Genomic DNA, 13,725 nt, shown 5'->3' with positions numbered 1-13,725 from the left:
CGGGAGCGGCGGCGGCCCGTCACGCCGGAAGTGACGCCGCCGCGTCCGTCCCCCAGCTCGCCAGCAGCCGCAGCGCGTCCGCCGACGGTGAGCCCGGCTCCGCGTGGTACGTCACGAAGGCCTGCTCGTCGTCGTCGACCAGGCGGAACGTCTCGAAGGACAGCGTCAGGTCGCCGACCAGCGGGTGCCGCATCCGCTTGACGCCGTAGCTCTTCTCCTTGACGTCGTGCGTGGCCCACAGGCGGCGGAACTCCTCGCTCTTCACCGACAGCTCGCCCACCAGCGCGGACAGGCGCGGGTCGTCCGGATGACGGCCCGCGTCCATGCGCAGGAAGCTGACCATGTCGTACGCCTTCTGGTCCCAGTCGACGAACAGCTCGCGGTAGTCCGGGTTCAGGAAGACCAGCCGCGCCCAGTTGCGCTCGGCGGTCGGCAGCTTGCCCCAGTCGCCGAAGAGGGCCGCGGCCATCCGGTTCCAGGCGAGGATCTCCGAGCGGCGGCCCGTCACGTACGCGGGCACCGTGTCGATCGACTCCAGGAGCTGGAGCAGCGCCACCCGCACCGGCTGCTTGCCGCGCGGGGCACCGGCCCGCCTGCGCTGCTGCTTCGGCTTCGCCAGGTGCGTCAGGTGTTCCTGCTCCGCGTCGGTCAGCCGCAGCGCCCGCGCGATGGCGTCCAGGACCTCCGCCGAAACGTTCTGCCCGTTGCCCTGCTCAAGACGTGTGTAGTACGCCACCGACACCCCGGCCAGTTGTGCCAGCTCCTCGCGCCGCAGCCCGGGCACCCTGCGCTGCCGCCCGAACGACTCGAGACCCACGTCCTGTGGCTTCAGCCGCGCCCGCCGGGTGCGCAGGAACTCGCTCAGTTCGGCTCGCCGGTCAAGCTGTCCATCCATGCTTCCAGTATTGCCGGACGTATTCCCGGTCGTACGCACACGAGCCTGTCCCCGTCAGTGGTACGCACGCTGAACGTACGCAAACCCGTGGTCTGGGTGGAACCGCAGGTCGCAGGCAGGGTGGAAGCATCACCCAGTCACGCCAAGAGAAACCCGGAGAACCCGGCATGACCACTGTCGCCGCGTACGCAGCACCCGCCGCCAAGGCTCCGCTGGAGCGCACCACCATCGAGCGGCGCGAGGTGCGGGAACACGACGTCCTGATCGACATCAAGTTCGCCGGCATCTGCCACTCCGACATCCACCAGGTCCAGGAGGGCTGGGGCGAGGCCATCTTCCCGATGGTCCCAGGCCACGAGATCGCGGGCACCGTCTCCGAGGTCGGCCCCGGCGTCACCAAGTACGCCGTCGGCGACCGCGTGGGCGTCGGCTGCATGGTCGACTCCTGCCGCGAGTGCGACAACTGCAAGGCCGGCCTGGAGCAGTACTGCACCAACGGCAACGTGATGACCTACAACGCCGTCGGCAAGGACGGCGAGGTCACCTACGGCGGCTACGCGGAGAAGGTCGTCGTCGACGAGAACTTCGTCCTCGGCATCCCCGAGGGCATCTCCCTGGACGAGGCCGCGCCCCTGCTGTGCGCCGGCATCACCACGTACTCCCCGCTCAAGCGCTGGAACGCGGGCCCCGGCAAGAAGATCGCCGTCGTCGGCATGGGCGGGCTCGGTCACATGGCCGTCAAGATCGCGCACGCCCTGGGCGCCGAGGTGACCGTGCTGTCGCAGTCCCTGCGCAAGAAGGACGACGGCCTGAAGCTGGGCGCCGACCACTACTACGCCACCAGCGACCCGGCCACCTTCGAGGAGCTGGCCGGCAGCTTCGACCTGATCGTCTCGACGGTCTCGGCGCCGCTCGACCTCGGCTCCTACCTGGGGCTGCTGAAGACGGAGGGCGCGCTCGCCAACGTCGGTGCCCCCGAGGAGCCCGTCTCCCTCAACCTGTTCGCGCTGCTCGGCGGCGGCAAGACCCTCGCCGGGTCGATGATCGGCGGCATCGCCGAGACCCAGGAGATGCTGGACTTCTGCGCCGAGCACGGCATCGGCGCCGAGATCGAGCTGATCGCCGCGTCCGAGGTCAACGAGGCGTACGCGCGGGTCCTGGCCAGCGACGTGCGGTACCGCTTCGTGATCGACGCCGCGACGATCTGATCCCCGGGGGGAGATTCTTCCGGATTCTTTCCTCCCTCCTGTCACACAGCCGCCCCGCCCCGGGTCATACCGCCACCACATACGGCGGACGTCCGGGCGGGGCGGTCCCACACCGGCCCCCACACCGGCCCCCACCCCGACTCCCGGACGCCACGGACACCGGGAGCAGCAGCCATGACCCACCCTTCGACCTCCACGACGCCTCTCCTGATAACCGGCGGCACAGGAACCCTCGGCGGCCACGTCGTCCCGCTGCTGCGGGCGGCCGGTCAGGACATACGCGTCCTCACCCGGCGGGCCCGCCCCGACACCGAGGGCGACGGCATCACGTACGTCACCGGCGACCTGCGCACCGGCGAGGGCGTCGAGGCCGCCGTCGACGGCGTGCACACCGTGCTGCACCTGGCGGGCGGCCCCAAGGGCGACGACGAGGCGACCCGCACCCTGGTGCGCGCCGCAGCCGGTGCGGACGTACGGCACCTCGTGTACATCTCGGTCGTGGGCGCCGACCGCGTCCCGCTCGCCTGGCTGCGCACCAAGCTGGAGTCGGAGCGGGCGATCGCCGAGTCGGGCATCGGCTGGACGGTGCTGCGGGCGGCCCAGTTCCACGAGCTGACCCTGACGATGATCGAGAAGATGACCAGGCTGCCGGTCCTCCCGGCCCCGGGCGGCCTGCGTCTGCAACCGGTCGCCGCCCGCGAAGTCGCCGCGCGTCTGGCGGAACTGACCCTCGCCGAGCCGTCCGGCCGGGTGCTCGACATGACCGGCCCCGAGGTCCACGATCTGGCCACGCTGGCCCGTTCCTACCTCGACCTGCGCGGTGGGCGCCGACGCCCGAAGCTGCCGGTGCGCATTCCCGGGAAAGCGGGGCGCGCGTACCGTTCTGGCGCGAACCTCACGCTGGAAGACGCGCTGGTCGGCAAGGTGACGTGGGCAGAATTCCTGACCGAGAGGATCGCCGGATGAGTTCTCCCGGCCTTTCTGGCTGAAAGTCGGCGCAGCTCAGGAATATGCGCATGTCAACTATTGCAAAGCGCATGAAAACCTTCGCCCCCGCCTCCGCAAAGGGCGCTGAAATACCGTTTCTGCAGCGAATTTCGGCGAGATGCTGAACGCGGCACACAGCATGCCCGCCGAGACCCGGCGGGCATTGCTCCGTCGCGTTCGCAAGGAGATGGCAACGTGGTGCGAAGCAGGGCGAAGGCCGTGGCCGACGCCGCAGACCGGCTGCTGAAGGCCGGTCAGCTACTGCGGAAGTCCCCGACCACCCTCGATCTGAGGGCCGTGTACCGCACGGACCAGAAAGTCAATGACAGTCCATATCGGGAACGCTGGGCGCATGACAAAGTCGTCCGCTCCACTCATGGCGTCAACTGCACGGGATCGTGCTCGTGGAAGGTGTATGTAAAGGACGGCCTGATCACCTGGGAGACCCAGCAGACGGATTATCCGAGTGTCGGCCCCGACCGGCCCGAGTACGAACCGCGCGGCTGCCCCCGCGGTGCCTCCTTTTCCTGGTACACCTACTCGCCGACCCGCCTGCGCCATCCCATGGCGCGCGGCGTCCTCGTCGAGATGTACCGGGACGCCAAACGCCGGCACGGCGGCGACCCCGTGGCCGCCTGGGCCGAGCTGACCTCCGACCCCGACAAGCGGCGCCGCTACCAGTCCGCCCGCGGTCACGGCGGCTTCGTCCGCGTCGACTGGGACGAGGCGCTGGAGATCGCCGCCGCCGCGCAGGTGCACACCATCGCCGAGTACGGGCCCGACCGGGTCGCCGGGTTCTCCCCGATCCCCGCCATGTCCATGGCCTCGCACGCGGTCGGCGCCCGCTACCACTCCCTCATCGGCGCTCCGATGATCTCCTTCTACGACTGGTACGCCGACCTGCCGATCGCCTCCCCGCAGGTCTTCGGCGACCAGACCGACGTGCCGGAGTCGGGCGACTGGTGGGACGCGGCGTATCTGATGCTGTGGGGCTCGAACGTCCCCGTCACCCGCACCCCCGACGCCCACTGGATGGCGGAGGCCCGCTACCGCGGCCAGAAGGTCGTCGTCGTCTCGCCCGACTACGCGGACGCCACCAAGTTCGCCGACGAGTGGCTGCACCCGCACCCCGGCACCGACGGGGCGCTCGCCATGGCGATCGGGCACGTGCTGCTCACCGAGTTCTTCGTGCGCCGGCAGGTGCCGTACTTCACCGACTACGTGAAGCGTTTCACCGACCTGCCCTTCCTGGTCGCCCTCGACGAGCACAGTCGCGGGGGTTACACGCCCGGCAAGTTCGTCACCGCCGCCGACCTCGGGCTCGGGCGGCACGCGGACGCCGAGGCGCGGGCCTGGATGCCGGTGCTGATCGACGCCGACACCGACGACGTCGTCGTCCCCAACGGCACCCTCGGCGACCGGTGGGGCAAGGGCGGCGGGGGACGCTGGAACCTCGACCTCGGCGGGGTCGACCCGCTGCTCACCCTGCACGGGCACACGGAGGGCCGCCGCGACAACGGTGTCGAGGTGCTGCTGCCCCGCTTCGACGAACCCGGCGCCACCGTCGTACGCGGCGTCCCGGCCCGGGAGGTCGGCGGCCGACTCGTCACCACCGTCTACGACCTCCTCCTCGCCCAGTACGCCGTCGCCCGCCCCGCGCTCGTCGGCCACTGGCCCACCGGCTACGACGACGCCGACGAACCCTGCACCCCTGCCTGGCAGGAGCGCATCACCTCCGTCCCGGCGGACGCGGCGATCCGTGCGGCCCGCGAGTTCGCGCGCACCGCCGAGCAGACCCGGGGCCGCTGCATGATCGTCATGGGGGCGGGCACCAACCACTGGTTCCACTCCGACACCATCTACCGCTCCTTCCTCTCCCTGCTCATCCTCACCGGCTGCCAGGGCGTCAACGGCGGCGGCTGGGCGCACTACGTCGGCCAGGAGAAGGTCCGCCCGTACACCGGCTGGCAGCAACTGTCCACGGCCGCCGACTGGGTACGGCCCTCGCGGCAGATGGCGGGCACCCCGTACTGGTACCTGCACACCGGCCAGTGGCGGTACGAGTCCCACCCCGCCGACGCCCTCGCCTCACCCACCGCGCCCGGCACCCTCGCCGGCCGGCACACCGCCGACCTGGTCGCCCAGTCGGCGCGGCTCGGCTGGATGCCGTCGTACCCGACCTTCGACGCCAACCCGCTCGACCTGGGCCGCCGCGCCCGCGAGAGCGGTCAGGAGCCCGGCGACTGGATCGCCGACCAACTCGGCTCCGGCAGCCTGGACTTCGCCTGCGAGGACCCCGACGCGCCCCGCAACTGGCCCCGCGTCCTGACCGTGTGGCGGGCCAACCTCATCGGCTCCTCCGCCAAGGGCAACGAGTACTTCCTGCGCCACCTGCTCGGCGCCCGCGACGGCGCCACCGCCGACGAGGCACCGCCCGAACACCGGCCGCGCTCCGTGGCCTGGCGGGACGACGCCCCGCAGGGCAAGCTCGACCTGCTGCTGAGCCTCGACTTCCGGATGACCTCCACGACGCTCTTCTCCGACCTGGTGCTGCCCGCCGCCACCTGGTACGAGAAGCACGACCTGTCCTCCACGGACATGCACCCCTTCGTGCACGCCTTCAGCCCCGCGATCAACCCGCCGTGGCAGGCCCGTACCGACTTCGAGATCTTCCAGGGACTGGCCCGCCGCCTGAGCGAACTCGCCGCCGGGCGCCTCGACACGGCGTACGACCTTCTCGCCACCGCCCTCCAGCACGACACCCCCGGCGAGATGGCGCAGCCCGGCGGCCGGGTCACCGACTGGCGCGACGGCCGCACCCCCGTCGAGCCGGGCCGCAACGCCCCGCCGGTGACCCTCGTCGAACGGGACTACACGGCCGTCGCCGACCGGCTCGCCGCCTTCGGGCCGCTGGCCGAGGAGCACGGCATGACCGTCAAGGGCATCACCGTCAACCCGGGGCAGGAGGCCCACTGGCTGGCCGCCCGCTGCGGCACCGCCCCCGCCGGACCGGCCCGCGGGCGCCCCCTGCTCGACACCGACGTCAAGTTCTGCGAGGCGATCCTCGCCCTGTCCGGCACCACCAACGGCCGCCTCGCCGCCGAGGGCTTCGACCGCCTCGCCGACCGCGTGGGCGCCGGCGCCGGACTCGCGGAGCTGGCCGCGTCGGTGGGGGAGCGGCGCGTGGTCTTCTCCGACACCCAGGAGCGGCCCGTGCAGGTCGGGGCGAGCTTCGAGTGGTCCGGCAAGGAGGCACCCGACCGCCGCTACTCGCCGTTCACCGTCAACACCGAGCACAAGAAGCCCTGGCACACCCTCACCGGCCGCCAGCACTTCTACGTCGACCACGACTGGATGGCGGAACTGGGCGAGCAACTCCCCGTCTACCGGCCCCCGCTGAACCTGGCCGAGCTGGGCGACGCGCCCACGGCTGCGGGCGACGCCGGCCGCGCGGTCACCGTCCGCTACCTCACCCCGCACTCCAAGTGGTCCATCCACTCCGAGTACCAGGAGAACCTGCTGATGCAGACCCTGGCCCGCGGCGGCCCCGTCATCTGGATGAGCCCCGCCGACGCCGACGCGATCGGCGCCGCCGACAACGACTGGGTGGAGGCCGTCAACGCGCACGGCGTCGTCGTCGCCCGCGCGATCGTCTCGCACCGCGTCCCGGACGGCACGGTGCTGATGTACCACGTCCAGGAACGCCTGGTGAACGTACCCAAGTCGGAGACGAACGGCCGCCGCGGCGGCGTCCACAACTCCCTCACCAAGCTGCTCGTCAAGCCCACCCACCTCATCGGCGGCTACGGCCAGCTCTCCTTCGCCCCCAACTACTACGGCCCGACCGGCAACCAGCGCGACGCGGTCACCACGATCCGGCGCCGCTCCCAGGAGGTCACGTACTGATGCGCGTCATGGCACAGGTGGCGATGGTCATGAACCTCGACAAGTGCATCGGCTGCCACACCTGCTCGGTCACCTGCAAACAGACCTGGACCAACCGCACCGGCACCGAGTACGTCTGGTTCAACAACGTCGAGACCCGCCCCGGCCAGGGCTACCCCCGCGGCCACGAGGACCAGGAGAAGTGGAAGGGCGGCTGGCGGCTCAAGGGCGGGCGCCTCGTCCCGCGCAGCGGCGGCCGCGCCCGCCGCCTGGCCCGCATCTTCGCCAACCCCGAACTCCCCACCCTCGACGACTACTACCAGCCCTGGACGTACGACTACGAGAACCTCACCACCGCCCCCCTCGGCGACGACATCCCCACCGCCCCGCCCCGCTCGCAGATCGACGGCCGCCCGGCCGAGATCACCTGGGGCCCCAACTGGGACGACGACCTCGGCGGCGGCCCCGACCAGCTCGCCGCCGACCCGCTCCTGGCCCGGATGAGCGAGCAGGTCCGCCTCGACTACGAGCGGGCGTTCATGTTCTACCTGCCGCGCATCTGCGAGCACTGCCTCAACCCGTCCTGCGTCGCCGTCTGCCCCTCCGGCGCCATGTACAAGCGGGTCGAGGACGGCATCGTCCTGGTCGACCAGGACCGCTGCCGCGGCTGGCGCATGTGCGTCAGCGGCTGCCCGTACAAGAAGGTCTACTTCAACCACGCCACCGGCAAGGCCGAGAAGTGCACCTTCTGCTACCCGCGCATCGAGGCCGGCGACCCGACCGTCTGCTCCGAGACCTGCGTCGGCCGGCTCCGCTACCTCGGCGTGATGCTCTACGACCCCGACAAGGTCGGCGCCGCCGCCTCCGTCACCGACGAACAGGACCTGTACGAGGCCCAGCTCGGCTGCTTCCTCGACCCCGACGACCCGGAGGTGGCCCGCGCGGCGGAGGCCTCGGGCATCCCGCACGACTGGATCGAGGCCGCGCGCCGCTCCCCGGTCCGCGCCCTCATCACCCGCTACCGCGTCGCGCTCCCGCTCCACCCGGAGTACCGCACCATGCCGATGGTCTGGTACGTCCCGCCGCTCTCCCCGGTCGTCGACGCCCTCACCGGCACAGGACACGACGGGGAGGACCCGGCCGCGCTGTTCGGCGCGATCGACACGCTGCGCATCCCCCTCGGCTACCTCGCCGAACTCTTCACCGCGGGCGATCCGGGGCCCGTCGAGGCCGCGCTGTGCCGACTGGCCGCGATGCGTTCCCACATGCGGCGCGTCAACCTCGGCGAGGAACAGGACCCGCAGATCGCGCGCGCGGTCGGCCTGGACGAGCCGGGCATCCTGGAGCTGTACCGGCTGCTCGCCCTCGCCAAGTACGACGAGCGGTACGTCATCCCGACCACCTACACCGGCTCCGTCCCCGACCCCGACGCGACGGGAGGGGCGGGAGCGGGCTGCAGCCTGGACGGCGAGGGCGGCCCCGGCATGATGCCGGACGGTGCGGACGGTGCGGACGGTGGCGGTTCCGGGTTCGACCCCGACGCCTTCCACGCGCCGCCGACCGCCGGGTCCGACACGTCGTCGGCGCTGCGCGGCCGGGTCAACCTCCTGAACTGGAACGGGAAGGGACGCCCGAACGGCCTCTTCCCGCGCGCACGCCGCACCGCGCGGACGGAGCCCGAGCTGTGAGCCGTAGCCGTAGCCGTAGCCTCAGCCGTGCCGCAACGACCACCACCGCACCGGTCGTCTTCCAGGCCGCCGCCCTGCTGCTGGCCTACCCGGACCGGGACTGGCCCCGCCGCCCGCACACCGTCCGCGAGACGGTCGCCGAACTCCCCGGCCCCGAGATCCAACTCCTCCTCTCCTTCTGCGACCGGGCGGAGCGCGAGGACCCCCTCGCCGTGGCCGCCCGCTATGTCGCCACCTTCGACCGCAGCCGCCGCCGCTGCCTCTACCTCACCTACTACACCGACGGCGACACCCGCCGCAGGGGCGCCGCACTGGCCCGCATCAAGTCCGTGTACCGCACCCACGGCTGGCTGCCCCCGGACGACGAACTGCCCGACTTCCTGCCGCTGATGCTGGAGTTCGCCGCCCGCGCCCCGGAGGCGGGCACCGCCCTGCTGACGGACTACCGCGCGGCGATCGAAGTCCTGCGCTACGCCCTCGAAGCGCACCGCAGCCCCTACGCCGCCCTCCTCCAGGCCGTCTGCCGGTGCCTGCCGGGCCAGGCACCGGCCAGCCGCGAGGAGGCCCTGCGCATGACCCGTACAGGACCGCCGACCGAGGCGGTGGGCCTGGACCTCCTGGGCCCCTTCCCTGCCCAGCCCCGGCCGAACGACGAGGGAGCCCGCCGATGAAGCACCTGCACACCACCCTGTGGGGCGTTCTGCCCTACCTGACCCTGGTGGTGCTGGTGGCGGGCACGGCCTGGCGCTACCACTACGACCGCTTCGGCTTCACCACCCGCTCCAGCCAGCTCCACGAGAGCCGGCTGCTGCGCGTCGCGGGCCCGCTCTTCCACTACGGCCTGCTGTTCGTGATCGCCGGCCACGTGGCCGGACTCCTGGTCCCCGAGTCCCTGACCGACCGCCTCCACATCAGCGAGGAGCTCTACCACACCAACGCGCTCCTCGCGGGCGGCACGGCGGGCCTGGCCACCCTGGCAGGCCTCGCCCTCCTCCTGTACCGCCGCCTGCGCACCCCCGCGATCAGGGCCGCGACCAGCCGCAGCGACCGCGTGGTCTACCCCCTGCTGGTCACGGTCGTCCTCGCCGGGCTGACGGCCACCGCGTCCGGCGCGACCGCCGCGTCCACGTACGACTACCGGCTCGGCGTCTCCGTCTGGTTCCGCAGCCTGTTCGCCCTGGACCCGGACGTGACCGCCATGGCGCAGGCCCCGCTGGTCTACCGCCTGCACGCCCTGTTCGCCATGGCCCTCTTCGCCCTGTGGCCCTTCACCCGCCTGATCCACGCCTTCACGGCACCGCTGGGCTACCTGGTACGGCCGTACGTCGTGTACCGCTACCGAGGGCGCGGCGAGGCGGGGGCGGGGGCGGGCCGGCCGGTGCGCTGACCGCTCAGCGGCGCCGCAGTGACGCGTCCAGCAGCGCGGGGGTGGCGTCGAACTTCTCGTGCGCGGCCAGGTCCGTACCCGGCGCGACGATGGCGTCGATCGCGTCGAGGACGTCGTCGGAGAGCACGGTGTCGGCGGCGGCGAGCTGCGAGTGCAGGTGGTCCAGGGTGCGGGGCCCGACGAGCGCGGCGGTCACGGCGGGGTGGGCGGTGACGAAGCCGAGCGCGAGCTGGATCAGGGTCAGCCCGGCCTCGTCGGCGACGGCGGCCAGCTTCTCGACGGCGTCCATCCGGGCCCGGTTGGCGGGCAGAGCGGTGTCGAAGCGTTCGGGCAGGACCGCCGACCGGTGCGTGGCGACCTCCTGCCCCGCCCGCACCGCCCCCGACAGCCACCCCGAGGCGAGCGGGCTCCACACCAGCACGCCGAGCCCGTACTGCTCGGTCACGGGCAGCACGTGGCTCTCGATCCCGCGCTGGAGGACGGAGTAGCTGGGCTGCTCGGTGACGTAGCGGCTCAGGCGGTGCTCGCGGGCCGCCCACTGGGCCTCGACGATGCGGTAGGCGGGGAAGGTCGAGGAGCCGAAGTAGCGGATCTTCCCCGCGCGCTGCAGATCGGTCAGCGCGGACAGCGTCTCCTCGTCACTCGTGTTCGGGTCCCAGCGGTGGACCTGATACAGGTCGACGTGGTCGACCCCGAGGCGGTGCAGGCTGTTGTCCAGCTCGGTGACCAGCCAGCGACGCGAGGCGCCCTGGTGGTTGGGCTCGTCACTCATCGGCATGTACGCCTTCGTGGCCAGCACGATGTCGTCGCGGCGCCCGGCGATGGCCTTGCCGACCATCTCCTCCGACTCGCCGCCGCTGTACATGTCGGCGGTGTCGATGAGGTTGATCCCGCCCTCCAGGGCGGCGTCGACGATGGCGGTGGCCTCGTCCTGGGTGGTGCGCCCGATGCTGCCGAAGTTCATGGCGCCGAGCGCCAGCGAGCTGACCTGCACACCGGTGCGGCCCAAGGTGCGGTACTGCATGACGTTTCCTCCACGGGGAGTGGCTTGCTTACGGGTCGGTGCATGACGTGGTGGCGGACGGGCTCGACGCTCTGGCATCATGGAGACGCCAAGCGGAACCTTGTCCCGTTTACTCGTCCGACGATACGGGACGCTGTCCCGTTTATCAATGGCGGTCGGTGACGCGAAGGGAACGGCACGATGCGCGACGGCGAGGAGGCGACGGTGCGGGAAGAGGCGGCAGCGCGGGAAGAGGCCGGGGTCCGGGAAGAGGCGGGGGCGCGGGGGCGGCCCAAGCGGGCGGACGCCCGGCGCAACGAGAAGAACCTGCTCGACGCGGCCGCCGCGGTCTTCGTCAGGTCGGGCGTGGAGGCACCCGTACGCGACATCGCGGCCGAGGCCGGCGTCGGAACGGCCACGATCTACCGCCACTTCCCGACCCGGGCGGACCTCATCATCGGCGTCTACCGGCACCAGGTGGAGGCCTGCGCCGAGGCCGGCCCCGCCCTCCTGGCGAGCAGCGAGACCCCGTACGCCGCACTCGCGAGCTGGATCGACCGGTTCGTCGACTTCCTGGTCACCAAGCACGGCCTCGCCGCGGTCCTCCAGTCCGACAACACCGGCTTCGAGACCCTCCACGCCTACTTCCTCGACCGCCTCGTCCCCGTGTGCACCGACCTCCTGGCCGCCGCGAGAGCCTCCGGCGAGATCCGCACCGACGTACAGGCCATCGCTCTCATGCGCGGCGCCGGCAACCTCTGCATCGGCGCGGAAACCCCCGACCCGCGCTACGACGCGCGGCAGTTGGTGGGGGTGCTGATCGCGGGGTTGCGCCGACGGGACTGACCGGATGGTCGGCCCGGATGGTCGGCGGGGGACGGCGGAGGACGGCGGGGGTCAGCCCGCGTGCCGCTCCTGAGCCTCCAGAAGTGCGTCCCCATGCTCCTCGATCCACTGCCCAAGCGCGGCCATCGGCCCCTCGACCAGGCTCCGCCCCAGGTCGGACAGTGCGTACTCGACGCGAGGTGGTGCCTCCGCGTGTGCCCGGCGGCGCACCAGACCGTTCGCCAGCAGGCGCCGCAAGGCGTCCGTCAGCGCTTTGTCGCTGATGCCGCCGATCGCGGCCCGCAGCGCACGGCGCCGTTGCGGTCCCGCGCGCAGGGCGGCCAGGATCACGGGATCCCAGGTGTGCGCGAAGAGGTCGGTCGCCGCACGCAGCGGGCAGTCGGCGACCCATTCGTAGCAGTGCTGTTCTCGAAGCTCTTCTCGAACGCCCTGATCAGTCATCTCCACCTCACCGCACATCCTGCCGGGCGCGTTACACACCGAGCGGTGCGTAACGCCCGCCCTACCGTCACTTCCCACCTGACCGGCGAACGAAAGGCGGAAGCGATGCGGATCGGCATCCTCGGAACGGGAACCCTGGCGGCGGCCCTCGGCGAGGCATGGGCACACGCCGGGCACGACCTGGTGATCGGCGGCCGTTCCCGCGACCGGGCGGAGCGGCTGGCACGGCGCCTGGGCGACGGAGCGCTCGCGGCCCCGCCCCGCGAGGCGGCAACCGAACGCGACGCGGTGCTGCTCGCCGTCTCCTGGGATGGTGCCGACGAGATGCTCGCGCTGGCCGGCGCGTCCGACGGCGTGCTGGAGGGCACGCCCCTGATCGACCCCACCAACGCCGTCAGCCACGGCGAGGGCGTACTGCTCACCGACCCCGGCGAATCAATGGCACGACGCATCGCCCGGTCGGCCCCCGGGGCGCACGTCGTCAAGGCGTTCCACCTCTTCCCGGCCGACCAGTGGACCAGCCGCCCCACCGACGGCCGGCCCACCGACGTCAGGCCCCCCGTGACGGTCGCGATGTGCGGCGACCACCCGGCGGCCCTGCACGTCACCGGCGACCTGGTCCGCGCCGCCGGCGCCGAACCGGCCGTCCTCGGCGGCCTCGACCGCGTCCACCAACTGGAACAAGTAGCCGGCTTCGTCATCGGGCTGGCCTTCACTGGGGCCGACCCGAACTCGGCGATCCCGCGGGTGGCTTCGTGAGCCGACGCCCGTCGGGAGTCCGGTGCGGTCAACGCGTGGCGTCGCGGGAGTCGTCGCCGTCCTGCGCGCGTGCCCACAGTGACAGGTCGCTGCTCGTCGCCACGGCGATGGTGTCTCCGGAGGGCGAGAAACCGGCTGCCCGGAGTTCGGAGTAGTCCGAGTGGAAGATGTGCCACCACCGCTCTCCGTGCGGACCGGCGTGGGGGAGTCCGCCGTCGCGGGACAGGAGGACACGATCGTTGGGCCACGCCGGGGTGACGACCTCCAGGGCCCAGCCGTCCGCGGTGGTGGTGTGCAGCCCACCGCCGAAGAGCCCCGCGATGTGCACCCGGCTCCCTGCGATCGGCCCGAGCCCGGGGCAGGACAGGTCCGCGGCGTCGTCGGGTGTGCTGCCCTCGGGATCGGGGTCGCGGTCCCTCGCGACCTTCTCCCCGGTGACGGCGTCGAAGAGACCGTGCCCGTCGTGCGAGACGACCATCACCAGGTCATGGCCGCTGTCGGGATGAGAGGCGAAGCCGATGCCGAGCAGTCCACCCACGGGGGCGAAGCCAACGGACTGCCAAGGCTCGGGGGGAGGAACCACGGGGGCCGCGAGGAGCCGGTTCCGCATCGCTCGTTGATACGCC

Annotated in this window: 12 protein-coding genes; 8 read left to right on the top strand and 4 right to left on the bottom strand. The window is 71.8% G+C overall.

Translation table 11 applies throughout. The features are described from left to right. Positions 1-19: 19 nt before the first annotated feature. Positions 20-895, bottom strand: coding sequence for a helix-turn-helix domain-containing protein (locus KUM40_RS00800; protein ID WP_217161700.1), 876 nt, complete (start codon positions 893-895; stop codon positions 20-22). A 167-nt stretch (positions 896-1,062) separates the two neighbouring features. On the opposite strand from KUM40_RS00800, the gene KUM40_RS00795 reads away from it, so the two are divergent. The 6 genes from KUM40_RS00795 to narI all read left to right on the top strand — a co-directional run bounded on the left by KUM40_RS00795 (position 1,063) and on the right by narI (position 10,050). Continuing rightward, positions 1,063-2,103 (top strand): NAD(P)-dependent alcohol dehydrogenase, encoded by a 1,041-nt coding sequence (locus tag KUM40_RS00795; RefSeq protein ID WP_217161699.1) that lies wholly within the window; start codon positions 1,063-1,065, stop codon positions 2,101-2,103. 174 nt (positions 2,104-2,277) lie between these two features. Continuing rightward, entirely contained in the window at positions 2,278-3,069 is a 792-nt protein-coding gene (locus KUM40_RS00790; RefSeq protein ID WP_217161697.1) for an SDR family oxidoreductase, read from the top strand. Between the two features lie 216 nt (positions 3,070-3,285). Further along, the gene (locus KUM40_RS00785; protein ID WP_217161695.1) at positions 3,286-6,996 is read left to right on the top strand and encodes a nitrate reductase subunit alpha; all 3,711 of its coding nucleotides are present in this window, start codon (positions 3,286-3,288) and stop codon (positions 6,994-6,996) included. After that, on the top strand, positions 6,996-8,663 hold the full coding sequence (gene narH, locus KUM40_RS00780; RefSeq protein WP_217161693.1) for a nitrate reductase subunit beta: 1,668 nt from the start codon (positions 6,996-6,998) through the stop codon (positions 8,661-8,663). The genes KUM40_RS00785 and narH overlap by 1 nt, the downstream gene beginning before the upstream one ends. Further along, positions 8,660-9,334 (top strand): nitrate reductase molybdenum cofactor assembly chaperone, encoded by a 675-nt coding sequence (gene narJ / locus KUM40_RS00775; RefSeq protein WP_217161691.1) that lies wholly within the window; start codon positions 8,660-8,662, stop codon positions 9,332-9,334. Before narH ends, narJ begins: the two co-directional genes overlap by 4 nt. Beyond that, positions 9,331-10,050 (top strand): respiratory nitrate reductase subunit gamma, encoded by a 720-nt coding sequence (gene narI, locus KUM40_RS00770; RefSeq protein WP_217161689.1) that lies wholly within the window; start codon positions 9,331-9,333, stop codon positions 10,048-10,050. Before narJ ends, narI begins: the two co-directional genes overlap by 4 nt. 4 nt (positions 10,051-10,054) lie before the next feature. Here narI and KUM40_RS00765 read toward each other — a convergent pair whose 3' ends face one another. Continuing rightward, positions 10,055-11,074, bottom strand: coding sequence for an aldo/keto reductase (locus KUM40_RS00765; RefSeq protein ID WP_217161688.1), 1,020 nt, complete (start codon positions 11,072-11,074; stop codon positions 10,055-10,057). A gap of 180 nt (positions 11,075-11,254) precedes the next feature. On the opposite strand from KUM40_RS00765, the gene KUM40_RS00760 reads away from it, so the two are divergent. Further along, positions 11,255-11,899 (top strand): TetR/AcrR family transcriptional regulator, encoded by a 645-nt coding sequence (locus tag KUM40_RS00760; protein WP_254394327.1) that lies wholly within the window; start codon positions 11,255-11,257, stop codon positions 11,897-11,899. Between the two features lie 51 nt (positions 11,900-11,950). Here KUM40_RS00760 and KUM40_RS00755 read toward each other — a convergent pair whose 3' ends face one another. Beyond that, positions 11,951-12,340, bottom strand: coding sequence for a helix-turn-helix domain-containing protein (locus KUM40_RS00755; RefSeq protein WP_217161686.1), 390 nt, complete (start codon positions 12,338-12,340; stop codon positions 11,951-11,953). Between the two features lie 105 nt (positions 12,341-12,445). Between KUM40_RS00755 and KUM40_RS00750 the strand changes: the two genes are divergently transcribed. Further along, positions 12,446-13,099, top strand: a complete 654-nt coding sequence (locus KUM40_RS00750) for an NADPH-dependent F420 reductase (protein WP_217161684.1) — start codon at positions 12,446-12,448, stop codon at positions 13,097-13,099. Between the two features lie 28 nt (positions 13,100-13,127). On the opposite strand, the gene KUM40_RS00745 is transcribed toward KUM40_RS00750, so the two are convergent. Beyond that, entirely contained in the window at positions 13,128-13,709 is a 582-nt protein-coding gene (locus KUM40_RS00745) for a hypothetical protein (protein WP_374227329.1), read from the bottom strand. Positions 13,710-13,725 lie beyond the last annotated feature (16 nt).

This window comes from Streptomyces sp. AC512_CC834 (assembly GCF_019049325.1).
GTDB lineage: Bacteria > Actinomycetota > Actinomycetes > Streptomycetales > Streptomycetaceae > Streptomyces.
Note: the sequence above shows the minus strand (reverse complement) of the source record. Positions and strands in the feature narration are given on the sequence as shown.

Bases quoted from the DNA above. Each gene is read 5' to 3' on its own strand.
- KUM40_RS00800 (WP_217161700.1), bottom strand. From the start codon at position 895: ATGGATGGACAGCTTGACCGGCGAGCCGAACTGAGCGAGTTCCTGCGC.
- KUM40_RS00750 (WP_217161684.1), top strand. From the start codon at position 12,446: ATGCGGATCGGCATCCTCGGAACGGGAACCCTGGCGGCGGCCCTCGGC.
- KUM40_RS00765 (WP_217161688.1), bottom strand. From the start codon at position 11,074: ATGCAGTACCGCACCTTGGGCCGCACCGGTGTGCAGGTCAGCTCGCTG.
- narH (WP_217161693.1), top strand. From the start codon at position 6,996: ATGCGCGTCATGGCACAGGTGGCGATGGTCATGAACCTCGACAAGTGC.
- narI (WP_217161689.1), top strand. From the start codon at position 9,331: ATGAAGCACCTGCACACCACCCTGTGGGGCGTTCTGCCCTACCTGACC.
- KUM40_RS00760 (WP_254394327.1), top strand. From the start codon at position 11,255: ATGCGCGACGGCGAGGAGGCGACGGTGCGGGAAGAGGCGGCAGCGCGG.
- KUM40_RS00790 (WP_217161697.1), top strand. From the start codon at position 2,278: ATGACCCACCCTTCGACCTCCACGACGCCTCTCCTGATAACCGGCGGC.
- KUM40_RS00795 (WP_217161699.1), top strand. From the start codon at position 1,063: ATGACCACTGTCGCCGCGTACGCAGCACCCGCCGCCAAGGCTCCGCTG.
- KUM40_RS00755 (WP_217161686.1), bottom strand. From the start codon at position 12,340: ATGACTGATCAGGGCGTTCGAGAAGAGCTTCGAGAACAGCACTGCTAC.
- KUM40_RS00745 (WP_374227329.1), bottom strand. From the start codon at position 13,709: ATGCGGAACCGGCTCCTCGCGGCCCCCGTGGTTCCTCCCCCCGAGCCT.